General features: G+C 54.9%; 32 protein-coding genes. 9 read left to right on the top strand and 23 right to left on the bottom strand.

The features are described 5' to 3' along the window. Window positions 1-5: 5 nt before the first annotated feature. A complete protein-coding gene (locus tag AAGD24_RS06585; protein WP_379866902.1) occupies window positions 6-881 on the bottom strand; it encodes a LysR family transcriptional regulator in 876 nt (291 codons plus the stop codon). A gap of 142 nt (window positions 882-1,023) precedes the next feature. On the opposite strand from AAGD24_RS06585, the gene gstA reads away from it, so the two are divergent. The 3 genes from gstA to AAGD24_RS06570 are packed head-to-tail and all read left to right on the top strand — an operon-like array spanning window position 1,024 to window position 2,260. Further along, the gene (gstA, locus tag AAGD24_RS06580) at window positions 1,024-1,626 is read left to right on the top strand and encodes a glutathione transferase GstA (protein ID WP_228210501.1); all 603 of its coding nucleotides are present in this window, start codon (window positions 1,024-1,026) and stop codon (window positions 1,624-1,626) included. Continuing rightward, window positions 1,623-2,012: a nuclear transport factor 2 family protein gene (locus AAGD24_RS06575; RefSeq protein WP_379866900.1), complete on the top strand. Its 390-nt coding sequence runs from the start codon at window positions 1,623-1,625 to the stop codon at window positions 2,010-2,012. Before gstA ends, AAGD24_RS06575 begins: the two co-directional genes overlap by 4 nt. Before the next feature lie 2 nt (window positions 2,013-2,014). After that, window positions 2,015-2,260 (top strand): 4-oxalocrotonate tautomerase family protein, encoded by a 246-nt coding sequence (locus AAGD24_RS06570; RefSeq protein ID WP_379866898.1) that lies wholly within the window; start codon window positions 2,015-2,017, stop codon window positions 2,258-2,260. Between the two features lies 1 nt (window position 2,261). On the opposite strand, the gene AAGD24_RS06565 is transcribed toward AAGD24_RS06570, so the two are convergent. From AAGD24_RS06565 to AAGD24_RS06550, 4 genes are read right to left on the bottom strand one after another with little or no spacing between them, the layout of a single operon-like run. Further along, window positions 2,262-3,053 (bottom strand): DUF4239 domain-containing protein, encoded by a 792-nt coding sequence (locus AAGD24_RS06565; protein ID WP_041335313.1) that lies wholly within the window; start codon window positions 3,051-3,053, stop codon window positions 2,262-2,264. A 37-nt stretch (window positions 3,054-3,090) separates the two neighbouring features. Then, window positions 3,091-4,395, bottom strand: a complete 1,305-nt coding sequence (locus AAGD24_RS06560) for a TRAP transporter large permease (protein ID WP_379866896.1) — start codon at window positions 4,393-4,395, stop codon at window positions 3,091-3,093. Beyond that, the gene (locus AAGD24_RS06555) at window positions 4,385-4,879 is read right to left on the bottom strand and encodes a TRAP transporter small permease (RefSeq protein ID WP_305937001.1); all 495 of its coding nucleotides are present in this window, start codon (window positions 4,877-4,879) and stop codon (window positions 4,385-4,387) included. The genes AAGD24_RS06560 and AAGD24_RS06555 overlap by 11 nt, the downstream gene beginning before the upstream one ends. 60 nt (window positions 4,880-4,939) lie before the next feature. Next, window positions 4,940-5,950, bottom strand: coding sequence for a DctP family TRAP transporter solute-binding subunit (locus AAGD24_RS06550; protein WP_075195921.1), 1,011 nt, complete (start codon window positions 5,948-5,950; stop codon window positions 4,940-4,942). A gap of 232 nt (window positions 5,951-6,182) precedes the next feature. Between AAGD24_RS06550 and AAGD24_RS06545 the strand changes: the two genes are divergently transcribed. Next, entirely contained in the window at window positions 6,183-7,490 is a 1,308-nt protein-coding gene (locus AAGD24_RS06545; protein WP_040474210.1) for a short-chain fatty acid transporter, read from the top strand. A gap of 142 nt (window positions 7,491-7,632) precedes the next feature. Here AAGD24_RS06545 and AAGD24_RS06540 read toward each other — a convergent pair whose 3' ends face one another. The 8 genes from AAGD24_RS06540 to AAGD24_RS06505 form a co-directional block, all read right to left on the bottom strand. Further along, window positions 7,633-7,887, bottom strand: coding sequence for a hypothetical protein (locus AAGD24_RS06540; RefSeq protein WP_085681424.1), 255 nt, complete (start codon window positions 7,885-7,887; stop codon window positions 7,633-7,635). Window positions 7,888-8,086: 199 nt separating this feature from the next. Beyond that, window positions 8,087-9,010: a M14 family metallocarboxypeptidase gene (locus tag AAGD24_RS06535; RefSeq protein ID WP_379866894.1), complete on the bottom strand. Its 924-nt coding sequence runs from the start codon at window positions 9,008-9,010 to the stop codon at window positions 8,087-8,089. Between the two features lie 24 nt (window positions 9,011-9,034). After that, on the bottom strand, window positions 9,035-9,724 hold the full coding sequence (locus AAGD24_RS06530) for a DUF899 domain-containing protein (RefSeq protein WP_379866892.1): 690 nt from the start codon (window positions 9,722-9,724) through the stop codon (window positions 9,035-9,037). A gap of 94 nt (window positions 9,725-9,818) precedes the next feature. Continuing rightward, the gene (locus AAGD24_RS06525) at window positions 9,819-10,226 is read right to left on the bottom strand and encodes a VOC family protein (RefSeq protein ID WP_091641754.1); all 408 of its coding nucleotides are present in this window, start codon (window positions 10,224-10,226) and stop codon (window positions 9,819-9,821) included. 117 nt (window positions 10,227-10,343) lie between these two features. Further along, complete coding sequence (locus AAGD24_RS06520) at window positions 10,344-10,919, bottom strand: O-methyltransferase (protein ID WP_085681428.1); 576 nt, start codon at window positions 10,917-10,919, stop codon at window positions 10,344-10,346. Between the two features lie 22 nt (window positions 10,920-10,941). Next, complete coding sequence (locus AAGD24_RS06515; RefSeq protein ID WP_136633020.1) at window positions 10,942-11,973, bottom strand: branched-chain amino acid aminotransferase; 1,032 nt, start codon at window positions 11,971-11,973, stop codon at window positions 10,942-10,944. Window positions 11,974-12,453: 480 nt separating this feature from the next. Next, window positions 12,454-12,804, bottom strand: coding sequence for a VOC family protein (locus AAGD24_RS06510; protein ID WP_075195927.1), 351 nt, complete (start codon window positions 12,802-12,804; stop codon window positions 12,454-12,456). A 186-nt stretch (window positions 12,805-12,990) separates the two neighbouring features. Then, complete coding sequence (locus tag AAGD24_RS06505; RefSeq protein ID WP_085681432.1) at window positions 12,991-13,311, bottom strand: helix-turn-helix domain-containing protein; 321 nt, start codon at window positions 13,309-13,311, stop codon at window positions 12,991-12,993. Window positions 13,312-13,453: 142 nt separating this feature from the next. Here AAGD24_RS06505 and AAGD24_RS06500 point away from each other — a divergent pair, with 142 nt between their 5' ends. Further along, window positions 13,454-13,690, top strand: coding sequence for a thioredoxin family protein (locus AAGD24_RS06500; RefSeq protein ID WP_085681433.1), 237 nt, complete (start codon window positions 13,454-13,456; stop codon window positions 13,688-13,690). Between the two features lie 54 nt (window positions 13,691-13,744). On the opposite strand, the gene AAGD24_RS06495 is transcribed toward AAGD24_RS06500, so the two are convergent. Beyond that, entirely contained in the window at window positions 13,745-15,214 is a 1,470-nt protein-coding gene (locus tag AAGD24_RS06495; RefSeq protein ID WP_085681434.1) for a PLP-dependent aminotransferase family protein, read from the bottom strand. A gap of 109 nt (window positions 15,215-15,323) precedes the next feature. On the opposite strand from AAGD24_RS06495, the gene AAGD24_RS06490 reads away from it, so the two are divergent. Together AAGD24_RS06490 and AAGD24_RS06485 are read left to right on the top strand one after the other, a co-directional pair. Further along, window positions 15,324-16,100: an aldolase gene (locus AAGD24_RS06490; RefSeq protein ID WP_085681435.1), complete on the top strand. Its 777-nt coding sequence runs from the start codon at window positions 15,324-15,326 to the stop codon at window positions 16,098-16,100. 24 nt (window positions 16,101-16,124) lie between these two features. Further along, window positions 16,125-17,003, top strand: coding sequence for a dihydrodipicolinate synthase family protein (locus tag AAGD24_RS06485; protein ID WP_379866888.1), 879 nt, complete (start codon window positions 16,125-16,127; stop codon window positions 17,001-17,003). Window positions 17,004-17,123: 120 nt separating this feature from the next. Here the strand turns inward: AAGD24_RS06485 and map are convergent, their stop codons facing one another. The 8 genes from map to AAGD24_RS06445 all read right to left on the bottom strand — a co-directional run bounded on the left by map (window position 17,124) and on the right by AAGD24_RS06445 (window position 23,093). After that, entirely contained in the window at window positions 17,124-17,855 is a 732-nt protein-coding gene (gene map, locus AAGD24_RS06480; RefSeq protein ID WP_264757619.1) for a type I methionyl aminopeptidase, read from the bottom strand. A gap of 34 nt (window positions 17,856-17,889) precedes the next feature. Then, complete coding sequence (locus AAGD24_RS06475) at window positions 17,890-18,096, bottom strand: ParD-like family protein (protein WP_126810457.1); 207 nt, start codon at window positions 18,094-18,096, stop codon at window positions 17,890-17,892. 195 nt (window positions 18,097-18,291) lie between these two features. Then, the gene (locus AAGD24_RS06470) at window positions 18,292-18,714 is read right to left on the bottom strand and encodes a DUF523 domain-containing protein (RefSeq protein ID WP_264757613.1); all 423 of its coding nucleotides are present in this window, start codon (window positions 18,712-18,714) and stop codon (window positions 18,292-18,294) included. A 108-nt stretch (window positions 18,715-18,822) separates the two neighbouring features. Then, the gene (locus AAGD24_RS06465) at window positions 18,823-19,209 is read right to left on the bottom strand and encodes a hypothetical protein (RefSeq protein ID WP_085681440.1); all 387 of its coding nucleotides are present in this window, start codon (window positions 19,207-19,209) and stop codon (window positions 18,823-18,825) included. A 172-nt stretch (window positions 19,210-19,381) separates the two neighbouring features. Beyond that, window positions 19,382-19,717: a hypothetical protein gene (locus tag AAGD24_RS06460; RefSeq protein ID WP_199480360.1), complete on the bottom strand. Its 336-nt coding sequence runs from the start codon at window positions 19,715-19,717 to the stop codon at window positions 19,382-19,384. 94 nt (window positions 19,718-19,811) lie between these two features. Beyond that, window positions 19,812-20,345 (bottom strand): AAA family ATPase, encoded by a 534-nt coding sequence (locus AAGD24_RS06455; protein WP_126810460.1) that lies wholly within the window; start codon window positions 20,343-20,345, stop codon window positions 19,812-19,814. 245 nt (window positions 20,346-20,590) lie between these two features. Then, entirely contained in the window at window positions 20,591-21,094 is a 504-nt protein-coding gene (locus AAGD24_RS06450; RefSeq protein WP_126810462.1) for a copper chaperone PCu(A)C, read from the bottom strand. Window positions 21,095-21,122: 28 nt separating this feature from the next. Next, on the bottom strand, window positions 21,123-23,093 hold the full coding sequence (locus AAGD24_RS06445; RefSeq protein ID WP_305937004.1) for an alkaline phosphatase family protein: 1,971 nt from the start codon (window positions 23,091-23,093) through the stop codon (window positions 21,123-21,125). Window positions 23,094-23,198: 105 nt separating this feature from the next. On the opposite strand from AAGD24_RS06445, the gene AAGD24_RS06440 reads away from it, so the two are divergent. Continuing rightward, window positions 23,199-24,203 (top strand): glycosyl transferase family 90, encoded by a 1,005-nt coding sequence (locus AAGD24_RS06440; RefSeq protein WP_379866885.1) that lies wholly within the window; start codon window positions 23,199-23,201, stop codon window positions 24,201-24,203. A gap of 38 nt (window positions 24,204-24,241) precedes the next feature. Here the strand turns inward: AAGD24_RS06440 and AAGD24_RS06435 are convergent, their stop codons facing one another. Further along, the gene (locus tag AAGD24_RS06435; protein ID WP_126810464.1) at window positions 24,242-24,826 is read right to left on the bottom strand and encodes a histidine phosphatase family protein; all 585 of its coding nucleotides are present in this window, start codon (window positions 24,824-24,826) and stop codon (window positions 24,242-24,244) included. Window positions 24,827-24,950: 124 nt separating this feature from the next. Here AAGD24_RS06435 and AAGD24_RS06430 point away from each other — a divergent pair, with 124 nt between their 5' ends. Further along, a complete protein-coding gene (locus AAGD24_RS06430; protein ID WP_041336161.1) occupies window positions 24,951-25,403 on the top strand; it encodes a YaiI/YqxD family protein in 453 nt (150 codons plus the stop codon). The last annotated feature ends 45 nt before the right edge of the window (window positions 25,404-25,448 follow it).

Below are 25,448 nucleotides of genomic sequence, written 5' to 3'. Positions count from 1 at the left end.
GATTCTTAATTGGTGGAGAGTCGCTCCCAAAGCTCATGGGCAACCACCCCCAGAGCGCCTTCCCGACGACGCACCAGGTGAAGCTGTGAACGGCGGATCGGGTAACCTTTCAGATCAAGCGTTACCAGTTCGCCGGCCTCCAATTCACGGGCAATCAAGTGCTCCGGCAGACCGCCCCACCCCATCCTGGCCAGCACGATCTCTTTTTTAGCGGCAAAATCCGACACCGTCCACCTTAGGCTCTCCGGAACCACGTCCCGGCTCTGGTCATATTGCCCCTGCCCGGTACCCGCCACCACAACCTGAACGTACGGGCGCATTTCAGCATTGCTCAGCCGCTTGCGACTGCTTGCCGGACCATAGCCGGGATGGGCTACCGGGATGATATTCACAGCAGTGTAGGGCGAAGCATGAACTGCCTCTGTGGAAAGACCATCCATTGTGGCAATGATAAAATCAACCTCGCTCGCCATGAGTCGTTCTGCACTGCCACCCATGGCATCCGACATCAGCCGGATATCCGTGGCTGGGTATGCCTCCTTGAGCTCACCAATCACTGACAGGAGATTACCCAACGGACAAGTGGCGGATACCGACAGCCGCACCTCCGCTTCCTGGCTGGCCGACAACTTGCCGGCCAACTCCTTCAGAGCCTGTACCTGGTCCAGCACACCCCGTGCCTGGCGGTAATAGGCCTTACCGGCTGGGGTAAGCACCGGGCGGTAACTCTCCCGGGACAGCAGGGTTAGCCCGGTTTCCTCTTCCAGGCTTTTGATAGCCTGGCTCAAAGCGGGCTGGGATTTGTAGAGCACCTCAGACGCTTTGCGAAAGCTGCCTTGCGTCACGATGGCATCCAGTACACGCAATTGCTCCAGCTTCATCGACGCCTCTTGTTTCTTCACCCAAAGATGATTCTATTAAATTATCATTATCATAATAACTCAATATTATTTTATTCTTGTTGCAGGCAGTAATCTCCTCTGCATCCAAGCCTAGTGCTTATCACACAGAGGAGATCTACCGATGAAACTGTATTTCAAACCCGGCGCCTGCTCACTGGCGACACACATTGTACTTAGAGAACTGGGTATTGATTTCACCCTTGAGCCCGTTGATACCCAAACCCAGCGCACCGAGTCCGGTATCGACTATAAAACCGTCAACCCCAAAGGTTATGTGCCGGCGCTGGATACCGGCAGAGCGGTACTGACCGAAGGCGCTGCGATCCTTCAATACCTGGCGGAATCAACTACATTGATACCCGATGTAGGCACCCTTGAGCGAGCCCGTTTGCAGGAGCACCTGAACTACATTGCATCGGAGCTGCACAAGGCCTTTGGTCCCTTCTTCAAAGCCAGCGCAACGGACGAACAGCGTGCCCAGGCACTGGAGACCATCCCCCGCCATTTCGACTACCTGGAGTCTCTGCTCGACGATGGTCGAGCCTATCTGGTGGGCGACACCTTCACCGTTGCTGACGCCTACCTTTTTGTAGTGTGCAGTTGGGCTGCCGTGCCCGGGATCGATCTCAAGGATTGGCCGTTCCTGAACACCCTCTGGAATCGCATTGCGGCCCGGCCGAGCGTTAAAGCCGCAATGTCGTCGGAAGGACTGGTCGCACAATGAACTCGCCCAAGCCTTACGAAGCCATCCCGGTCCTGCTCGAAACCTATTTTGAAGGACTGCACAAGGCCGACAGCGCCATGCTCTCTGGCGTGTTCCATCCGCACGCCCAGTATGTGAGTGCGACACCAGAGGATTACCGGGTACTGTCGTTCGACGAATACCGGAAGGTGCTGGATCAACGGGTGCCGCCAGCAAGCAACGGAGAAACCCGCAACGAGCGCATCATTTCGATCGAAACGGGAGGCCCGACTCTCGCGTTCGCGCGAGTGGAAATGACCATGATGGACCGCGACTACACCGATTTCCTGACCCTGATCTACGATCAAGGCCGCTGGGCCATCATGGCCAAAATCTTTCACTATGAAATGACAAACCAGGGAGACTGACCATGCCGTACGTCAATATCAAAATTACTCGCGAAGGCGGCCCGGAGGGCAAGGGACCTTCTGCGCAACAGAAAGCGGAACTCATCGCGAGTGTTACCGACTTGCTCGTCCGAATTCTGGACAAAAAACCGGCCTCAACCATGGTCGTGATTGATGAAGTGGCGCTTGAGGACTGGGGAATCGGGGGATTGCCGGTGCCAGAATATCGGGCGCAAGTGACAAAGCACAAGACAGCGGCAAGGGAATGAATCACTCCTTGCGATCATTCAGCAGTTGAGTCATGACACTCTGGTTGACCTGTATAAGACCGCGTTTTGGTCGATCCAGATCAATTATTATAAAGACGATCAAGGTAATCAGTATGGAAACCAACACTATCGGCGCGAACATACGTTTTCCACTCAACCCTGCGGAATACCCCATTATTCCCCCGGAGGAGACGAACACTATAAACAGTAAAACCAGTACAACTTCTGGAACTTGCATTTGAAGCAATGCATTTCTTTTACCTTGGCTATCAATAACGTCATTGAGTGATTTTACAAATGCGCCAGTTGTTACCGGGCGAGGGTCCACCTCGGTAGCTGATATTGCCAATGCCCATAACCGATTCTGCAAGTCGGCGATTTTATCATTGTAGGAAGTACGCTCTTCCGTTTTGGTAAGGTCCAACTGGCCAATTTCTACACGCAAACCAACATATTGCCGGAATAGATTGCCAGCTTCGTCTCTGTATTCCTCTGGCAGCAATTGAACCCTCAGTATTGCGGTTCCTATGGCATTCGCCTCATCTATTAAGGCCATACTTCGATTATCATATCGTTGCATGGACATGCTGAATGTAAACCCAAGCAACAATGCCAATAAACCCAGTACGCTGGCCTGAATGGAACTCGTGAGCGCTTTAACTTCATCGTCCGTATGGGACTGCACGAAACGCCCTACTCTAAATCCCACTTCATTAAGCGCAACTATCGCCATGAAGAGAATTACAACGATAACGACACTGCTGAATCCGTAAAGCAGATCAAGTTGGTTCATAGGTAATCCTTGGGGAGACCGCGTAGCGGTGCTCTATTTACCACGGCCCCACAACATAACCAAGCTTTTCCGGTAACCACAACGCAATCCCCGGCACCAACATCACCAGCACCAGGCTGACAGCCATCGCAGCCACAAACACCATGGCCCAGCCGATGGTGTGTTCCAGGCGGATATTGGCGATGCGGGTGGTGACCATCAGGTTCACGGCGACTGGTGGTGTGAACTGGCCAATGGCGATGTTCATGGCCAGCAATATGCCAAACCAGATCGGGTTCCAGCTAAAGTGATTCATCAACGGCAAAACAATCGGAATCAGGATCAGGTAGATCGAGATGGCATCCAGCAGCATCCCGGCAATCAGCACCAGGACCATCACCAGACCCAACAGCACCCAGCCGTTTTCCGAGAGCGACAACAAGGCATCCGCAAGGTGCTGGAAAGTACCCAGCGTCGTCCCCGCCCAGGCGAAGATGCCCGCCAGCGCAATGATAAACATCACCACGCCGGAGGTAACGGCGGCGTCTGTCATCAGGCCCCAGAGGTTCCGCAGGCTGAGATTGCGATACAACACGCAACCGACCAGCACGCCGTATGCCACCGCCACCACGGCCGCCTCAGTGGGCGTAAACAGGCCTGAGCGCAGGCCCCCAAGGATGATCACCGGTGCAAACAGCGCAGGCAAGGCCGCCTTGAGGCTGGGCCAGAAAGGCGGGCGTTCGACCGCTTCGGGGTCTTCCCAACGGTACTTCTTCGCAAAATACAACGCTGGCGCCAGCAACGACGCGCCCGCCAGAATGCCCGGAAAAATACCAGCGGCGAACAGCGCCCGCAGATCAACACCAGGCACCACGATGGAATAAAGAATCAATGCAATGGACGGCGGAATCAGGATTGCTGTGGACGACGAAGCCGCAATCAATGACGCCGAAAACGGCTTCGGATAACCGGCCTTCTGCATGCTTGGCAGCATCACCATGGCAACAGCGGCCGCATCAGCTGGACCAGAACCGCTCATGCCACCCATGATCAGGCACACCAGCACCGCGACAACGGTCAGCCCACCATGGCGGGGGCCGATGATCGACTGGGCAAACCGCACCAGCGCGGCGGCAACGCCCGCACGCTCGAAGATCAGGCCGGTCAGGATAAACAGGGGAATCGCAATCAGCGGGTATTTGGCCACGCTGTTATACGTGTTGGTACCAAACGTGCCCAGCATCGCGGGCGGCAGTCCCGCGACGATACCCACCAGCCCGCCCAGGCCCAGGGCAATTGCGACCGGCATGCCCAACAGCAACGCCAGCAGGAAACTGCCAATCATCAGCAGATCAGGACTCATGGATCACCTCTGGGGCTTCCCGGCCGCGAAGGCGATCAACAAGGTTCTGGGTCATGCGGATAATGATGGCTGCAGATAGTAGCGGCAGCCAGATCACGTAAATCCAGTTAGGTAATCCCAGGCCTGGTGACAATGACTCCCACTGGTATTCCTGCATGGCGAAGGTACTGCCATACCACGTCATGATCCCCAGGACTGTCACCCCGCCCAGCCATTGCAGGACAAACACCACCTTTCGTGCCCAGGGCGGCAGATAGTGCTCGATCAACTCAATGCGAATGTGCTGGTTGTGTCGCGCAGCCACCGCAGCGCCTGCGAAGGTAAGCACCACCAAAAGGAACACCGAGAATTCCTCGGTAAAGGCAAAGGAGGCATCTGTCGCGTAGCGCACGATCACATTGCCGAGGCTGATCAAGCAGATCGCAACCAGGGCAATGGTGGCCAGCCAGGCATCGAGCCGGAATTTGGGAGGACGGGACGGCATGGTAACTCCGGTTCGGAAAGAGCGCCCACCGGCAACGGTGGGCGCCTGAACAGATCGCGCTTACTGGTTACGGTTGGCGACCGCTTCCTGCGCTTGCTTGACCAGATCCTCGCCAATGCGCGGAGTCCAAGTTTCATAAACCGACTGGGTGGCCTTCATGAAGGCATCACGCTGCTCATCAGTCAGTTCGGTGACCTCTACGCCACGTTCCTTGATGGCGGCCAGGGTCGCATCGATTTCGCTACGGGATTTCTCGATTTCCCACTGGCCGGCATCAATCGCCGCCTGCTTCAGCAGCGCCTGGTCTTCCTCGCTGAACTGGTCCCAGATGCTGTTGCTGACTGCAAACACCAGCGGGTCTGCCATGTAGTGCCAGCGGGTCAGGTACTTCTGGCCAACCTGATCGATACGCGCCACGTCAAAGACCGATAGCGGGTTCTCCTGGCCGTCGACGGCACCGGTGGTCAGCGCCGGCTTGGCATCGGCCCAGCTCATCTGGGTGGGGTTAGCGCCCAGGGCCGTAAAGGTATCCTGGAACAGCGGCGAACCGACTACGCGTATTTTCAGGCCATCCAGGTCGGCCGGCTCATCGATGGTCAGCTTGGAGTTGGAGAGCTCGCGGAAGCCATTCTCGCCCCAGGCCAGCGGTGTAACACCACGCTTCTTGATCGCGGCAAAGACAGCTTCGCCAGCCTCGCCCTGGGTGATCGCATCGATGGCGGCATAATCCGGCATCAGGAAAGGCAGGGAAAACAGGTTCAGCTCGGGCACCTGAGGCGACCAGTTGATGGTGGACCCCACCGACATATCGATCAGCCCGGAGCGCATCGCCGAGAACTCTTTGGTCTGGTCACCGGAAACCAGTTGGGAGTTGCTGTAGATTTTCATGTTGATACGCCCATCGGAGCGCTCTTTCACCAGCTCCACCCATTTGTCGGCAGCCTGGCCCCAGGGAAACGCAGACGGCAGTACGGTGGAAACGGTGTATTCATCCTTGTAGTCGGCTTGAGCAACGGCACTGAACAGCAGGGTAGCCGCCGCGGCAGCAAGAAGAGAGCGACGTTTCAACATGTGGTTTTCCTTTTTATTGGGATTGTGAAGATCGCTGTGCCGCTATCAGGCAGCGGACCAACGATTGATTATAGAAATCGGGCTATCTGGGAGCAATAGACGAAGGTGGGAGTACCCCCTTCCCCCAATGAATGAGTAATGCAATACGGCGAAAGGATAGTTGGTGCTACCCCAGGCTTTTAGTTTAGCTTGCCAGCAACAAAACAAGCTGAAAAAAATATTGGGGGACAATGTGTTAGACAGAGCAGCCAAACCTATGGTCAGTCTGGTAGACAAATACCTACCGGACCCCTACCTATTCGTCATCATACTGACACTGCTGTCATTCGTTGCCGCTATGGTGTTCCAGGGGCATAGCCCCATGGCGGTAGTAGAGATGTGGGGGGACGGTTTCTGGAACCTGCTGACCTTCTCAATGCAAATGCTGCTGGTACTGGTCACCGGCTTCATGATGGCGAGCACCCCACTGGTGCGTGGCATCCTGAACCGGATTGCAGGCCTTGCCAGAACACCGGGCCAGGCAATTGTACTGGTTACCTTCATCGCGTTGGTCGCCAGTTGGATCAACTGGGGCTTTGGCCTGGTGGTCGGCGCGCTGTTTGCCAAAGCCCTCGCCCGGCAAATCCGCGTACACTATCCGTTGCTGATTGCCAGTGCCTATTCCGGGTTCATTGTCTGGCACGGCGGGCTTGCAGGCTCCATCCCACTGACGATTGCCACCGAAAACCACTTCACAGCAGATGTGATCGGCGTTATCGGCACCAGTGAAACCATCTTCGCCTTCTTCAACCTGGCCATCGTCGCCGCACTTTTTATTATTGTGCCCCTGGTTAACCGCCTCATGCTACCCAACGAAAGAGACAGCGTGTACGCGGACCCCAAAATCCTGGACGATGAGCCCGACACTTCGGTTGTTATCAATCGCCCGGCCGACTATCTGGAGAACAGCAGAACACTTGCCTGGCTGATCGGATTCAGTGGTATCGCATTCATCTTCCAATACTTTATCGAGGGTGGCGGGCTGAACCTGAACATCGTGAACTTCATGTTCCTGTTCGTTGCCATCATCCTGCACCAGACCCCAAAGCGCCTGCTTGCCAGCCTGAATGAAGCCGTGAAAGGCGGCGCCGGCATCGTTATCCAGTTTCCGTTCTACGCCGGCATCATGAGCGTAATGACAGCTTCCGGACTGGCAGCAAGCATCTCAACAGGGTTTGTGTCCATTGCGAGCGCCGAGAGCTTGCCATTCTGGAGCTTTATCAGCGCCGGGGTGGTCAACATATTCGTGCCATCCGGCGGCGGCCAGTGGGCCGTTCAGGCGCCGGTTATGCTGCCTGCTGCACAGGAGCTTGGCGCTGACATATCCAGAGTGGCCATGGGCGTTGCGTGGGGCGACGCCTGGACCAATCTCTTACAACCTTTCTGGGCTCTGCCTGTGCTTGCCATCGCTGGGCTGAAAGCCAAGGACATCATGGGCTACTGCCTGATGCTGCTGATCGTCACCGGCATCATTATCAGCGCGGGCCTGACCTGGCTTTAACTGCCATCCAAATATAAAGGCCGGAGAGTAGCGCTACTCTCCGGCCTTTGACACGGATAAAAGCTATCTAGACACGCGTTCAGGATACGCCTCTAGCGCTTCCTCAGAATGGCGCGGTCTTGCTCAACCTTGCTCAATAAAGTCACATGCTTTTACCTTGGGCCATATGCCGCTCATGGAGCTCATTGTTATACTCACCAAGGCGCTCACGAGCGTTCTCAAGCTCTTTCCAGGCTTCCTGTAGCTCCGATAGATCTTCCTCGGCGGGCGCCTGGTCCTTGATGCCACTATCGAGGCTTTCGTATTTGGCATCTATCCGCTCAGCCACGTTCTGGTACTTGGCCCAGGCCGCCTGATACTGTTCCCGCTCGCGTTTCCAGTTTTGTGCGTTTGCCATTGCTTACCTCCCACTGGTGCAATTGAGTGATGGGGGATTTTCGCCTCACTCATCATGACGTTACGGCGGGAAGGGGCTTTTTCAACCAGAGACAAATTACGGAATAGACAGTTGGAAGCCGCCTGGGTTGAGCAGCCCCTCAAACATTTTTTCTGCTCATAACGACCCACGTTAGTTGCAGAATCATGACTGCCCTTCCCTACGGGTTCACCAGCACGTAGTCGATCGCCGCACACACGGCAGCAGCCTGCGCTGCATTGCATCGCTCGGGGGTTACACGTGGACTGTCGGGATAGACCTCGGTGGTGGTCCTGTATGGAGCACTGGTGATACTGGCGCACAGGCCCAGCTGTTTGAGCGGGTACTGAATGACGCCTCGAGCGGCGACCGGTGAGCCAAAGATCTCGCCGTTACCATCGGCCGGTGCGATGTGTGTGACCTGCTCCACCGCCTCAATCAACGCCTGTTGAAACTCGGGCTCTGGGCTTTCGCTGTCATCGACCAGATAGAAGCCGTCAGGAATTTCCCCCGGCTCGAACGGCTTGCCGTCTCGGGCCGCGAGCGCGGGACGAAACTCGGTTTCATCCGTATCAGTGGTCTCGTGCAGATCGATATGCATCAATGCATGATCGCGAACGGGGGCCACCAGGCGCATAAGCGCCGCCGCCTCATCCGCCAAACCGTCATCTCGGAACGAACGGTTCGGGTCGACCGCGTTCGGGTTCCAGCGATGAATGCGCTCGTATGCCCAAGGGCTGACGCACGGCGCAACCAACAAATTGACACGGCCCGCGTAATCCTCCGCATGCTGATCAACGAACTGCAGCGCACCGTGTACGCCGCTGGTTTCATAGCCATGAACCCCGCCTGTTATCAGCACGACCGGCAAATCCTCACGCCAGTCGCGGCTGCGAATCGCCATCAGCGGATAACGGTTGGCGCCATAATCCAGATGGCCATATTCTTCCACATCAAAACGTGGGCGCAGACGCTCGATCACGCTCAACACATCAGACTCGTAGCTCCGTTGACGGGTCTGCTGTGACAACCACTCAGCACGTTCCACCTCACCCCAGGGAGTGCCAGGCTTACCGATGGGATAGGGTGCGGGAGCCGTGTTCATATCATCTTTCCTCCATATGAGTTGTCAGACGTCGTACTCGTCGTGGCGGCGATTCCATACGTAGGGCTCCGTCTGCGGCCAGCCTTCCGGTGAGTCTTCCCACGTTTCCTGACGACCAAAGGGAGTCAGATCCAGGTATGTCCAGAGAGTGCCAAGATATTCGACGCCACGCGCACCCGTATAGTAGGTGCGGTAGATGTCATCTCCGTCGCGAATAAAAACACTGGCACCGTGCCGTTCACCGTTATCCGTGGTTGCGCCGAAATCGACGTTAAAGTCGCTCTCGTAAGAGGAATACCATGGAACAGGCGCCGTCCATCCCATCCGCGACCTGTACTGCACGAGCTTTTCCCTTGGTGCGCGTGACACCATAACCAACGACGTATCGCGAGCATGCAGGTGGGCCGGGTGTGTCATGGCATCTACCAACCAGGAGCAACCGTCGCAGCCAGCGTTCCAATCCGGGGCAAACATGAAGTGATAAACAATGAGCTGACGGCGCCCTTCGAACAAATCGAGCAGGGACACTGCGCCATTTTCCCCCTGGAGCGTATAGTGCTTGGCCACCTTGACCATCGGTAACTTCCTACGCTCTGCGTTCAGTGCATCCCGTGCCCGGGTTAACGCTTTCTCTTTTACAAGAAGCTGATCCAGCGCCGCTTTCCACTGTTCCGAAGAAACGACCTCCGGTAATGGCTGTTTATCTGTCGCCATTGTCTGAGTCTCCTATGCGTTCAATGTAGGGCCTCCGGCAACCGCGGAAACTGCATAACACTGCGCACGGTTTTGGGCTGGAGTTGTCGCCACACTAGTTCGACAGGTTTAGCTGCCAAGACACACCATACCTATCATTCAACCACCCGAATTTCTGGCTAAAACCATAATTATCCAGCGGCATTAGCTCTGAGCCACCTTCTGCCAGGGCTTTAAATACGTCCTCAATTTCGCTCGCCGATTCGCACTCAACATACAGCGACATGGAGGGCGTAAACGTAAATTGGTGATCAAGGTGGCTGTCGAGCGCCATAAACTCTCGACCGTTTATCTTAAACTTCGCCATTTTCACAGAACCTTCTGGTTCATGCTCGCCGGCCTGGTAACGTTGAATATCGTCGATCTCTGAACCAACGAATAGCGAGGTATAAAACCTGACGGCCTCCTCGGCTTTCCCAGCCTGCTCTCCAACAAACATGAGTGACGTTGCGATGGATTTCATCTGTGTCTCCGTTCCAATCAGATAACATTCCGCAGCGGACCACACACGCGCGCATCCGCCGGTGCTTAACGAGGTTGTAAAGAAACCGGTTCCAAGCGTTCCCACCACCAGTCTTGATTATGTTTTTTTACACGCCACGAACTCACCTTTGCCTACCGGCACAGTAGTGGTGGTAAACCCGCCAGTGCTGTCGACAAAATCAATGAATTCCCTCAGTTCCTCAGCGTGCGAAACCGCGTTGTCACACACCAGAATGCCCCCGGGCCGAATGAGGGAAACGATTTGGTCAGCAACTTGAACGTAGCTCGCGCGGTCGGCGTCAAGAAAAACCAGATCATACAAACGGCTAGCTTGCCCGAGATAATCGACGGCGCCCATTTGTACCACAGTGATCTTATGATCGAGATTGGCACGTTTGAAGTTGCTTTTGGCCTGACTAATCTTGAACGGAGACACCTCCAGAGTGGTCACATGCCCATCCTCTGGCAGCGCGGACGCTATCCACAAAGTGGAATAACCGTTAGACGTTCCGATCTCCAGAACCTGTCTCACGGCGCCAGCTTTTATCAGTACCGACAAGAACTCCCCGGTATCCCTGGTGATGTTGAGATACTTGCGATCTTTCTGCTCTACCGACGCATCGTTCTCTTTCCCTAGCGTCTCGAGTTCTTCTAAAAGTTCCTTGAGTTTCACGTCGCTACTCCAGAAGCAACATTCAGCTCAGCCAGCCGAATCTATCTTCAGTTCTGCCAGATTGCAGTGCCCGCAGTGCGTCGCTCAGTTTTCGAGTGTTAGGGCCGGTGCTACCATCGCCTACCTTGTATGTAGCGCCTTTGTGCACAAACGACCCCACACCAGAAAGAACAGCCGCTGTTCCGGATAACGCGGCTTCTCCGGTCTGAATCCAATCCATGACCTCAGCAACGGTAAAATCTCGTTCGATGACGTCATAGTTCAAGTCTCGAGCAAGGGTTATTACCGAATCCCGGGTGACGCCATGCAGAAACGACGCATCCAAAGGCTTCGTGAGCAGCTGAGAATCATTGATCAGGAAGAAGTTCGACGCCCCTGTTTCCTGCACATCGCCGTTCGGGCAGAACAACACCTGATCTGCTCCATGTTCTTTCCTGGCTTTAACGACATGGCGAAGCGCTGAGGCATAATTACCTCCGGCTTTCGCCTGACCGAAGCCGGGAGTACTCCGCAACTCCTGATCTTCGATCAGGATAGTCAAACCATGACCACCTCTCGAGAAATAATCTCCGACGGGCGATGCCAACACATAGAGCATGGCCTGTGCAGAGGGCGCACCCGCCGCACCGATGTTCTCCTCCGTGCCAATCAGTGCCGGCCGTAGGTAGAGCGCACCAGGTGCTTCCGGTATATCGTCAAAACATAAATCAACGAGTTGGCGGATCATTGCTTCGACAATGTCGGCGGGCGGCAGAGGCAAGCAAAGCAACTCGGCGCTGCGCTGGAAGCGCTCAACATGGCGGTCGAGGCGAAAAATACGAACGCCGCCATTCTGCATCCGAAAAGCTTTCATGCCCTCGAAACACGAACTGCCATAATGCAACACATGAGATGCTGGGTGTAGCGGCAAAGGTCCTACCGGCAGTGTCTCCACCTCAGACCAACGCCCATCGGCAAAACGGACGAGTGTCATATGATCGCAAAACTGAGTGCCAAATGGCGAGGCGGTATGATTAGCTGACGATACAAGCTTTGCTGACGGGGTTTCTTTCACGATTGAATGCCTCCGCAGAGACAGCGACCCATTTGCTTCATCTGTACACCTCCTTGTCTGCTTGTTTGATCCCGTCAGAACCTGGACTGAATCTACTGTTCCATACCTAACATTCAGTTTGAATTTTGGCTCCCTTTTGAACCAAACCCATGAACCGGTGCAGGCCACCACTGCTGTGGCCTATTCGCTTTATATCTCAATGTACCACTTGGGTTTCATGCGCCCGAAATCCCGGCGGACATTTGCTTTCAGTGCCTTCCTGGAATCCAACACCTTTGCATCACCACGCTCTCTGACCAAAGCGCCGTATCGTCGGCGTAAATACCCAGCGCGTTTGCCGTCCGTTTAGCCTCGGCATAACTGATGCCTGCTAAAGCTGCACTTGCGTGCTATACCACAACCAGTGGTTTCTTCCTGAACAACGGGTTCCATATTTGTACCATCTGACACGGAACGAACCGTTAGAGCAATCCCCAACGGTTACTCATGCTGTAATACATTGATGAGCTTCCCGAACGGATCACGAACATAGAACCGACGGACACCCCAGGGCTCACTTACCGGGCCGTACTCAATCTCAATATTTCCATTCTTCACTCTCTCCAAAGCGATCTCCAGGTTATCAACCTCGATAGACAGATCAGGAACTGGCGTTCCGGAGCCACCTTCCGATGCCACGCTTACCTGAGTAGTCATTTCCTCGCCCGAGCTATAGGTTCTTATCCATCCATGATCCATCACAATCTTAAGCCCAAAAATAGCCGAGTAGAATTTCTCTGCTTCGGAGGGGGTTGCCGCCGCTATGTTGGTAACGATTCGTTTTACCTTCATTTTGTCTCCCGCAGATTGAGGTTCATTTAGCTCTAACCGGTGAGTCGCTAATCGTCTGAAAGCTGAACGAAACTGTCGAGGCAAATGTTCTCGCTCATGAGTTCAGTTTGCCGCTGGCGCGGCCAACAAAATGCCTATTCTCTGTTGATTCCGAGAAGGATCATATGCGTTATGTGATAGTTGCATCTACACAGACTTTTCACTCTTTTCGCTCATTTCGACATCGAGATCTTGGATTTGCTGAATGATTTTGATGAGCCTCTGACCAGACTTAGTAAGCGAATACTCGGTACGCGGTGGGACCTCCGGGAAGCTCTCCTTGTCCATCAGGCCATATGCCGTAAGTTTTCGAAGTCGTTCAGAGAGGACTTTTGCCGAGATTCCTTCAATATGTCGCTCAAGGGCCCCCGGCCGGTTAATCCCCTTCTCCACGGCGAGAAGGACGGAAACCGACCATTTGCAGCCCACTATATCCTCCAACTTTCGATAGGTACTGCGAGTCTGCAAGAAATTTTCTCCTTTAGTTTCGACAAATTACACCAAAAGGTGCCCAGCCCACTCATTTGTGCCCACTAGTCAACGCACTCTGCCAACTCTATCGTTTAGTCGTGCGCACGCCAATCAACCAACTGATTCTAGGAGTTCAATAATGAGTGGCAAAGCTATTTTCTACCACGCAGGATGCCCTGTATGTGTCGCCGCTGAGGACCATGTTGCCGAGGCGATTGATCGCTCTCGCTACGATGTTGAAGTGGTCCATCTCGGCAACGACAAGAAGAGGATCGCCGAAGCCGAGGCAGCCGGAGTCAAGTCAGTCCCGGCTCTTGTCCTGGAAGGGGCTCCGTTCCATATCAACTTTGGGGCAAGCATCTCAGATCTGAAGTAATCGTTGCCTCCACTCGCGGCGCCTCTGATTGCTGAGGCGCCGCACTTTCGCTGTCTAACGTCCTGTCGAGTTCAACTCCTCCGCTAACAACTCCACCGATTGGGTTATCTCAGCTTTACTTAACGCTCCAAACCCAAATCGCAGGTGAGTCGGCGCCACCTGATCGTCCGTATAAGCAGTACTAAGGGTCGAATCCTTACCTGGCAGGCTATCCAGCTCCCGGCTTTTGGCCAGCTTGGAAATATCAACCCAGATAGCCATTCCGCCGGTAGGCAAAGTAAAAGATACCTTGTCACCAAACACCCGGGTGAATTCGGTCGCAGCAAAATTACGCCGGGCCTCATACTCCTTGCGCGTCTTACGAATGTGGCGCCGGACCTCACCAGACTCCATCAGGTTAGACAAAACCTGCTCTGTGACTGTATTGCCCTGGCGGTCAATTAGTATGATTTCCTGCGCAGCTCGTTCGATGAACCGGGTGTCCGCTGCGATGTAGCCAAGCCTTAAACCCGGCGCAAATACTTTGGACATCGAGCCAATGTGCACCACGTTCTCGGCATTGGGCAAGCTCGCAAGTGGGGGAACAGGGTTCGTCTCGTAGTGGAATTCATGATCATAATCATCCTCCAGCACCGCGAATCTGTGTGCTTTGGAAAGTTCCAACAGTGCTAGCCGACGATCCATGGGCAAGCAAACGGTGGTGGGATACTGGTGATGCGGTGTGACATAAATAGCGGCAACCGAATGCTCGGCGAGCAAAGCCTGCAGGTGTTCGATATCCAGCCCCTGGCCATCCAGCCTGCACTTCAGCACCTTGAAACCATTCGACTCGAAGGCTGCCCGGGCGGGCAGATAGCAGAGGTCTTCCATCACGATGGCCCCCTTACTCGGGTCCAGAATACGGGAGGCGAGATAGATACCCATCTGGCTACCCCTGACAATACACACCTGCTCGGCTGAGCAATTCATAAAGCGGTCACCAGACAGCATTTTCGCAACCGACTTGCGCAGATCAACACTGCCTTTGGGATCGCCATAGCCCAGCCTGGAGTTGCGGCTCAGCTCAATACAGACCCGTCGATAGGTGCGCGCCAGCAGTTGATAGGGGATCAACCGGGAATCCGGGGTGCCGTCATTGGTGACCGGCACTGCGTCGTAGGCGCTAAGCGCGTCCTGATAGAGGATTTCCACCAGCTCCGAGGCGGATCGAGTCCTGTTGGTACTGTTAACCAGTTGATGGTCAGAGGACGACAGCCCCTGCTCGGGCAGGGTCTCGGACACAAAGGTTCCCGACCGCGGGCGCGTAACCAGCCAGCCCTGGGCCTCCAGCTCTTCATACACCTGTTGCACGGTTTTGCGATTTACACCCAACTGCTCGGCCAGTGAGCGGGAGCCCGGCAGCATGCTCCCCGGCGACAGCCGGCCTTCCTTGATATCCACCGTCAACGTATTCAGCAATCTTGCATGCAGGGTTTTGCCGGGGCTGTCCTCCAGCCACAGCTGCGTTTTCCAGGGTCTTAACATGCCTGACTCTCCACTGGACCAGATAACCTAACAAAACTGGCTCTTATTGCCGGTCCAGAATAGCGATATCGTACTCCCCACGTCAAAGCTGACACCAAGGAGAACGCGTATGAAGACCGCCGCCGCAAGCAAGCAGGCACTGATGCAGAGTACCGAACGCGATATGCAAAGCATGATTCAGGATATGGAGCTGTCCGACCGTGAGAAGCTCGCACTCACCTGTCGCATTCTGTTCGACAAGGGGCATGACTCGGGTCTGGCGGGCCAGATCACCTGTCGTACCGGGCACCGCGACACCTTCCTGACCCAGCGACTGGGGCTGGGGTTCGACGAGATTACGGCCGACAACCTGATCACTGTCGATCATGATCTCAAGTCGCTGGCAGGGGAAGGCATGCCCAACCCCGCCAACCGCTTCCATACCTGGATCTACAAAGAGCATTCGGAGGTTAACTGCATTATTCACACCCACCCGACCCACGTGGCTGCGCTGGCCATGCTGGAGGTACCCCTGCAGATCTCCCAGATGGACGTCTGCGCTCTGTACGACGACTGCTCGTTCGTCGCGGACTGGCCTGGTGTCCCCGTAGGCAATGAGGAAGGCGTGCTGATCTCAAACGCCCTGGGCAACAACCGCGCCGTATTCCTCTCCCACCACGGCCAACTGGTCACCGGCAAGACGATCGAAGAGGCCTGCAACCTGGCCGTGCTGATAGAGCGCGCGGCACAGCTGCAGCTGCTTGCGATGGCTGCAGGAGAGATCAAGCCGCTGCCACACGAGCTGGCCCGAGAAGCACACGACTGGGTATCCACCGACAAGCGCAACAAAGTGAATTTTGCCTACTACGCACGGCAGGCGCTTAAACACCACGCGGACTGCATTTAACAACCTTTTTTCGAGGAACAGGACATGAACCTATCAGGCATCATTGGCTATCCGGTAACCCCTTTTAGCCAGGACAATAAACAGGTTGAACTCAATAAGCTCGGCGACGTCATCGATGTGCTGCTTGAAGCCAAAGTGGACGCCATAGCGGCCTTGGGCAGTGCCGGTGAAGCCGCCTATTTGAGTGAAGCGGAATGGAAGCAGGTGGCCGAGTACACGGTGCGACATGTTGCAGGTAAGGTGCCGGTGGTCATCGGCATCGCCGAGCTGACCACCGAACAGGCTGTGCGAAAAGCGCAGCATGTCTATCAAATTGGTGCGGACGCGATCATGCTCTCGCCATTCTCGTACTACAAGTTGAGCGAGGCGGAAATCTTCCAGCACTACGAAACAGTCGCAAGCGCCAGCCCACTGCCCATCATGATCTACAACAACCCCGCCACCTGCGGCGTGGATATGTCCCCAGAATTCATGCTGGAAATGGTTGAGCGCATCCCGAACGCCAGCATGATCAAGGAAAGCACCGGCGACATTCAGCGTATGCATAAAATCTACACGCTATCGGATGGCAAAGTGCCATTCTTTAATGGCTGCAACCACATGGCCCTGGAAGCCCTCAATGCGGGTGCCACCGGCTGGTGTACGGCGGCCCCCTGCCTGATCGGTGACAAGCCGAAGCAGCTGTATGATGCCGTTAAGCAAGGTGAAAACGAGAAAGCCAAAGAGCTGTTTTACCGGCAGTACGCGTTTCTGGAGTTTATCGTTTCATCGGGCTTGGCGGCAGCGGTGAAATCCGGCCTGGCCCTGCAAGGCAACGATGTCGGCAACCCGAGAAAGCCTCTTCTTCCTTTGAATGAGCGGGCACAGCAGCGCCTTCAGGGAATGTTGGAGGGGCTTGCTTAAGAGCAGGTGATAACAAAGGCTATTGCGGAGTTATCGATGCCTGTCTATTGAAGTGAGGGAAGTCCACGGTTTTGTAGTGAAGGCGCCGCCGCAACGAAAAAGCCGTGGACTTAAAGGCTCTTAACTATGCTCTTCGGCCCGGAGTGTCAGTACCTCATAACCATCGGAGGTAACGGCCACTGTATGCTCCCACTGAGCCGACAGCTTCTTGTCACTGGTGACAACGGTCCACCCATCCTTCTTCAACTTAACCTTGGCCTTACCCTGGTTAATCATGGGCTCTATTGTAAACACCATGCCTTCCTGGAGGACCAACCCTTTTCCACGCTGGCCATAGTGCAGAACCTGTGGCTCTTCATGCATTTCTCGACCAATCCCATGCCCACAATACTCGCGAACAACTGAATAGCCGTTCTTCTGGGCGTGGCTTTGAATGGCATGGCCGACATCTCCAAGTGTGGCACCAGGCTTTACGCTTCGAATCCCTTCCCACATGGCTTCATAGGTTTTATCGACCAAACGCCTGGCGACCGGAGGTACGTCGCCGATCATGTACATTTTACTGGAGTCAGCGATAAATCCGCCCTGCTCTAACGTGATATCTACGTTGATGATATCCCCGGATTTCAGTTTCTGAGCGGTCGAAGGAACGCCATGGCATACAACCCGGTTTACAGAGCTATTCAGAACATACTGATACCCATACTGACCTTTACTCGCTGGGCGAGCGTTCAGCTGATCGACGATGTACCTCTCCGCAAGATCGTTGATATCCATAGTAGATACGCCGATCTCGATATGGCCATCAAGGTAGTCGAAAACCGTTGCGAGGAGCCGACCGGACTCCCGCATTGCATTCAGTTCCTCGGTGCTTTTCCGTTTTACACTAGCCACCGACAGCCTTCCTTATGTCTACCTCGGCCATTTTCATTTGGTCGCGCATGATTTCGGAGAACGACATGCTGGGATTCGCCTCGGCAAGCATGCCAACTTTTATCCAATATTCAGCCTGAGCATTGATAGAGCGAACCATCACGGCACTTGCCTTGCGGATCTCCCCGTGTAATTCATCGTCAATCTTAACAATTCCCATAGCAGCCCCTTAATATACGATTTATATACGGATCATATATCGGCAGTGGCAGCCATTCAAGATGAGTAATGAACTGTTTAACGTGTGGCTGCACTGCGCAGAAAAGCGCAGCATAGGTAGGTCTGACATCCCATTGCCGAAGTATCAATCGTTCCGTTCTAATCATGGTTCAGGTGGTGCCTTGGAAAAGGACCATCACGCGCTTGTCGCGTGGATGGCGTTATTAGCTTCTGCTATCTCATATTGGCTAAATACCTGGATATTATGCCGACGTAACAACGCAGCCGTAACACCCATGCCTGGAGTTCGGTTACCTGAAAAGCGACCGTCATAGATAAATGAACTTCCACAAGAAGGACTGGAATCGGCCAGTATCGCTATCTCAATACTGAACTTTTTGCACAATTCCAGAGCAATAGAAGCACCTGCAATAAAATCGTCGGTGACAATATTTCCGCCCTTTTCAATAACGTCGGATTCGCCGTCTAATACATTGTTCCCGCCTCCTCCGTAAATCTCCGCAGGCATCCTTGGGATATTCATTCCGGCTTCAACTTCGGGACACACTGAAACAACCCGACCTTCTGTTATCCAGATCTCTACAAGCTGATCATTCATCGAAAGGCTCCCACCATCGTATCGAACCCGTTTCCCTAGAAGGCAGGCGCTCATTAATACTCTTCTCAACTTACTAGACCTCAATATTGCTGTGTTTATGCAGCATTCTCAAAATGCCATTGCCGATGATATCGCCACGATCAGTAGCCCAACCCACCCCGGGTGCATTCCTTTAGTTGCGAAAAGTACCAATGCGCTGGACACGCCCATTGAAATTGCCACCGCTCGGAGAAACAAGCCTCGGACATCGGTGACCGGATGAAGAGACATGAAAATGAGTACCCCCGCAATGGCCAGACCGAATACAGAAACGATGTGCCATGTGGCCCACAAAATTCTAACGTAACGCTCTCTGAGGACCGGCTGCCCCTGCGTTGGGACAATTGTCTCTTTACGCATTCGCTGGAAAATCAGAACTTCGCCAAGCACTGAATGGACAACCGCTACAACGATGGCGACCAGTCCACCAATTAACAACCAGCTTTCACTCGCCATCCGATTCATTCCTTTGATGCAGGGTCAGGGTGTAGTGGCTTACTTTAGCGCGTCCACCGACACGTATAGAGAATTACCATCGCAGCTTGCTATTTTCTACTGGCAGCAAGGTGAGATGGCCTTTATTTGAGGCTTGGGGGTCGAAACCATAGTCTCTGGTGATGTGCTTGACCTATGAGGCACACGGTTGGAGTGAAAAAATGAAAAGCCCAAACCATACATTACCAAGAAGTATCAGTAACTTGATGCCGCCCCGCGCAAAGGCCGGAATATTTTGATATCGGAATAAATACCCGATCACCACCCATTGCACAACCAGCCACACAACTGAGAAATACAGAAAACCTTTGTGGCACTCTACGTCAGTTGCTGTGTAATACGCATACCACCAAGCCGAAACTGCCCCCGTAGCGAGTAGCACAAGAATCACGCAAGATAGAATATTGCGCCAACGCGGGTAACCCGTTCTTAAAAGCTTTTCTTTCGCTTGGCTCAATTTTGCTGTCATTCAAGTCTCTTTTCCAATTGCCACACAACGCTCGGCACATGCCCCGGTTTGGAGCCACAAAGCAGCGGGAAAATTGTCCGCTAACAGTGAACTTTTAGGGGGTATGTATACGCTGCAAAATGAACGAAACACGCTCATTGATACTACCTCGTGGGACCTCAAGTGCTTCGTAACCCCATTGCGAGTACCACTTTTTCATACCCTCAAACACCTCTACGGACTGCTCAAACGTTTGATCACGTTCCGAATCTGTTTCGTAAATTTCTTTCCATGGAGGCAGAAAAAAGACAACGCTGTTATAGGGAAACTTTTGAACGCATTTCGCGATTTCATCGCGCATTAATGCGTCCTGCACATCGAGCATGTACAGCGCATCCAGCACCCCGCGATCAAAGAACATGGCATAGGCACAGGAAGTGACGTTCTGATACTTCTCGATATCCGAACGGAGTATCTCCTGGGCAAAAGAGACCGGGTCCGGTCGAGGCGATAACCCCGCCGCCAGTCGCTCCTTGATAATTTGCCTGGCAGACTCCGGTGCGAAACTATATCCGCGCTCTGCTAGTGCGCTGAGAATTGTAGTTTTGCCACCACCGGGACCACCAGTGATTACGAATCGATGGGTCATATCACCCCTAGACATTATGACTCCCCTCTAGCGGGCGACCGCCACCCTGCTCCACTCAACCATTTCGCCCTGAGACTCAACTGCACCGGCATCTACAACCGCAGTAACGCTAAACGCGCTTGTAGAGAGTTTCTGGTATTCCTTGCAGTGACAGGCAACAATCATCATAGGCGTCGCAAGCTACAGGTATTTAACTCCTCCGCATTGGCAGGAACCTTCGATCGCATACCCCCAGCCAACATCAATCAATGCCCGGAATGATCCATCCCGTGCTCTTCCATCTTCATGTCGCCGTCCAGCGGCTCAACATGCAGCATCACGTCCATCGTGTCTGCTCCGTCAAAGCTCACCGTCAGCGGCACGCGCTCACCTTCTTTCAACGGCCCATCCAGTTTTTCCAGCATCATGTGGTAGCTGTGGGGCTTGAGCTCCACGGTTTCACCGGCGGGGATGGTCAGGCCGTCTTTCAGGGGGCGCATGCTCATGGTGCCGTTGGTCATGGTGCTTTCGTGAATGGATACGTTCTTCGCCCTGGGAGTGGTAGCGCTGGTCAGGGTGATGTCGCTGTCGCTGTGGTTGGTGATCACCATGTAGCCAACGCCCATGGGTACACCGGGAGGCGTCGGGCGGCTCCAGGGGTGATTGATGGTTACGGAGTCTGAGGAATGATCGTGGGCGGCGGCCGGGGTGACAATCAGGGTGCTGCAGGCGATCAGGGCGCTGGCGGCCAGTTTTTTGAGTGGGCTCATGTTCCTTGTTACCTCATCAATGGTTGTTTCAATGGAAGTCGTCGTCAGGGCCGTGGCGTTCCGGTTTCAGGAAACGTGTGCCGCCAGAGCGCGAATTCAGTTGCTGGATATTGGTTGGCGCACCGGTTCCATCCAGCTCTACCAAGCCGATACCGGCGTTGTTCCATAGCCGTTCGCCAGCATCACGCCCCTCGGGCAGCCTGGGGCTCACTCGCATGCGCCGGCGCTTGGTAAACCAGTTCAGCGGGGACCAGGGCGCGTACAACCAGCGATTGATCCTATCCAGCCACTCCATAAGGGTGTGGGGGAATTCGTTCTTGAGGCCGCTGCTGGTAATTTGCCAGATTCTGGGCCGTTCCGGCCTGTGCCGCAGTCGAACATCGTAGACGAATGAGTAATGTACGTCACCCGAGAGAATCACGAAGGTTTCCGGTGTGCGGGAGTGGCCGAAGATATTGAGCAGAACGTTGGCAGCACCCCGGTGGGCCATCCAATTTTCAGCGTCCACCACCAAGGGTTTGCCGAAGAAGGTGAACACACTCTGGATGGCTTCAATCAGTTTTACACCAAACATGGGCGCAGGCGACACCACAATGACAGCGTCTTCGCCCATCACATCCTGCTGGAATTCGGTCAGCGCTTCCCAGTCCAGCAGGCCGGAAGGCCGCGCCCGATTGAGCTCGCTTCGCCATCGGCGGGTGCGGGTATCCAGCACCACCACTTTAGGTGACGTCTGCAGGGAGTAGTGCCATTGCTGAAACTGCAGCAGATCATCAATCAGTTGGTCCTGCCCGGCGTGATTAAACACGCCACCCTGCTCTGCGGAGGCGGCCAGTTCCTTGATGGCCGGCATGATGTCATCGAAGACGTCAGGGTTGTTGCCCCAGCCCTGGCACAACAGGTAGGCCACCAGGGCATTGCCAACGATGCGCCGGGAAAACGGGTGTTCATAGGTGGTGGTTTCCCAAAGGGCAGACAGGTTCCAGTCGTCGGTCACGTCGTGATCGTCAAAGATCATGTAGGTAGGCAAGTGTGCCAGCGCCCGGGAAGCTTGTGGCAGGCCAGCGACGAAGTCATCGATGGCGGCCTGCTGGTCCTGAAAAACGGCGGCATCCTTGGAAGCCAGCGCAGGCTGGTCCCGTTCGACCAGTTCCCAGCACACAGGCGACCACACCAAGAGGTACATGGCCATCACTTCGCTGAGGGAAATCAGGTGGTTGTGGGCATTGGCGGTGGTGAACACCGGTTTTCGCACACCGCCGAAGAATCGCTCGATCAGCGCTTCATTGCTACGCACATCCGGGAGCAGCTTTTCCCTGTGAAAGTAGGTGTCTGCGTTTTCCCGCAGGGTTTTGCTGTCGCTGACCGAACCGCCGGTGAGCGTTTCCTCGTACAAGCCCAGGCGGTCAATCAGTTGGTGTATGGCCCGCAGCATGGGGCCGGCCACGTCGTCCGCGTATATCTGGTCGCCGGTCATCAACAACAATGCTGGCCGGTCGGCGATATCGCCTTCGGCTTCCAGTAACGATTGATCCACTCTCACCATACCGTCGGAAGCGGCGGAATGGGGCCGCCGGCAGGAACCATGGGCGATCCGGTCCAATCGCTCCCGGATCACGAAGTCAGGCCGCTCGGCGCCCGGCAGGCACAGGTGTGGCGCCCATTCCCGTATCCATCGCTCGTCGCTCCCGACCGAATCCACGGTGTCGTCCGAAACGCCCAGGTCGTACCCGATGCGGGTGTTTGCCGGCAACGAGTCGTTCAATTCAACGTCGATCAGATAGAGGTAGGCGGAGGCGCCGAATCGCACCCTGGTGACGTCCTTCTCTGTCAGTACCCGGTCCATCCATGGCTCATCCGCATCTTGCAGATACAGGCGCAATCTCAGGGCGAGCGCACAGGAGCCGACCAGCCAGAGCGTAAGCCGGTTGAGAGAGGTATGCCGGAGAACAGGCCCGGCCAACACCGGCGACAGGGGCTTTGAAGATCGCTCATTCATTTAATCCTCCTGACACACTTTGCTGTTTTAGTGGTGTCTACCTGACCTATTTCGGGCCCTTGCGTGCTGCGGAAGGCGCGCCTCAACCAACGTCTGGTGACAACAATGCGAGTCGGTGACAATTTTTCCAAGAACCTGCACAAACTGGGTTACTACTCCGGAAACGCGGTGCGCTCCCTGGTTCCTCGAGCCTACTGGCAATGGCAGTGCGACCTGCTGATGTCGGAATACGAGGCGATGACGGGCGAACGCAGAGCGGCGATTGACGCAAGGGTTGCGTACTACAATCGCCTTTCAAACCCGTTCACGCTACCAGCAACCGCCGAACCCGCCGGCGACTTTACCTTCGCCGGCAAAAGCAGCGCCTACTGCTTCGATTTTCGCAATCTGATCCAGTGTTTCCCCCGGAACCGAAAAGTGGACTACCAGTTCGGTGATGTAACCGAAATCCCGAACGAACCCCGTTTCGTGAAAAGCCGCCCGGTACGTCGTGATGCCTCCAACCGTAACTCAGTATTGCTCAAACTCAACTCGGTTCGGCATTACCAGTTTGTAGAGGACCCGACACCTTTCCGCCAAAAGAAGCCCCTGGCGGTGTGGCGCGGCAAGTCCAACCGCCAGCACCGCATCGAATTTGCTACCCGCTTTAATGACCACCCCCTCTGCGATATTGGCTGCACCCAACATAAGGAACCCGCACCCCAGCCCTACCACAAGGACTTCATGAGCATTGAGGAACAGCTGCAGCACCAGTTTGTGGTGAGCGTGGAAGGCATTGATGTGGCGACGAACCTGAAGTGGATCATGGCCTCCAATTCCCTGTGCCTGATGCGCCGGCCCCGCTTTGAAACCTGGTTCATGGAAGGCTCACTGGTGCCCGGTTATCACTATGTAGAACTGTCCGATGACCACTCTGACCTGCCGGAAAAAGTACGCTATTACCAGAATCACCCTGAACAGGCAGAGGCCATCATTGCCAACGCCAACCGGTATGTAGAGAAGTTTTTCGATCAGCAGATGGAACAGACCATTGCACTGCTGGTGATCCAGAAATACCTTCACCTGAGCGGGCAAGAGGTGTACGACCTCCCACGCCTGAAGGCCGGTTGACCGATAGATAGGGAACATCGAGCCCTGGATTTGAGCGCCTAACTCCCCGGCGACACACGCGCCAGTATCGTCGGGTTTTCTGACAACGGCAGTGCCATAACCACTCCCTCGTTCGACGATGGGTATATGCCGGTCAGTGCCGTAATATTTACCTGATGGGATACCAGCACCACTGGCAGGCCTGGCTCCATTTCATTCACAATGGCGATGGTCTGCTGGGTATGCATGTCTGAGTTGCTACGGTTCTGGAAAAACGAGTTCAGCGACATCATCTCCTTCACCGGCCCCACATCCATTCCCCGCGCGGTATCGAGGCAGCGGCACCACTGACTGCTGAAGACCCTGGCCTCCTCAACGCCATGCTCCGCCAAATAGACCTTCCAAGCCCGCGCCTGCTCGCGCCCTTCGGCATTCAGGTTTCGCTGCGTGCTGCAATCGTCGACATCAAAGTTCGCGGGGTCGCCTGTTCCCGGTGCCAGGGCGTGTCGCAACATCAAAACCGCCCGGCCTTCCCGGAGAGCCTCCCAGGCCTCTGATTCATCGGCGTACGCAGTTCCTGCAAAAAGGGAAATCAGCCCCAGCGAAAACACAAGAAGTGCAGTAAGAAAACTGTGAGTTTTCATAAGTTTGTCGATCCTCCACCCGCAAAGCATGCAACCACGTAATTAATACGCACCCCAAACCTACCAGGCTCACATCATCAAAAGGTAAACTTCACCAAGCACCGAACCAACAAAGGAACCAAACATGCCAATCTGGGTCGACGCCGACGCCTGCCCCGTGCCCATTCGGGAAATCCTCTGCCGCGCCGCCACCCGCTGGCAGGTCGATACCACCTTCATCGCCAACCACGCCATTAACCTGCCCCCGAGCCCTTACATCAAACGCCGGCAGGTACCCCAGGGTTTCGACGTGGCCGACAACGACATCATTGACCAGATGGAGACAGGCGATCTGGTGATCACCCAGGACATCCCCCTGGCTGCCGAAGCCATCGAAAAAGGCGCGGACGTGTTCAACCCGCGCGGCCAGGCTTTCACCAAAGAGAATATCCGCCAGCGCCTGGCCATGCGCAACTTCATGGAAGAAATGCGCAATGCTGGCCAGGTCACCGGTGGCCCGGCGCCCTTCAGCCAGACCGACCGCAAGGAATTCGCCGACAAGCTTGACCGCTGGTTGCAACAGAACGCCAGTAGGTGATAATGATTCCATTTTAAATTCTCGACAAATCCGCTACCCTTGCCG

This window comes from Marinobacter sp. M5B (assembly GCF_042604615.1).
Lineage (GTDB): Bacteria > Pseudomonadota > Gammaproteobacteria > Pseudomonadales > Oleiphilaceae > Marinobacter > Marinobacter salarius.
This window is presented reverse-complemented; position numbering and strand designations above follow the sequence as displayed.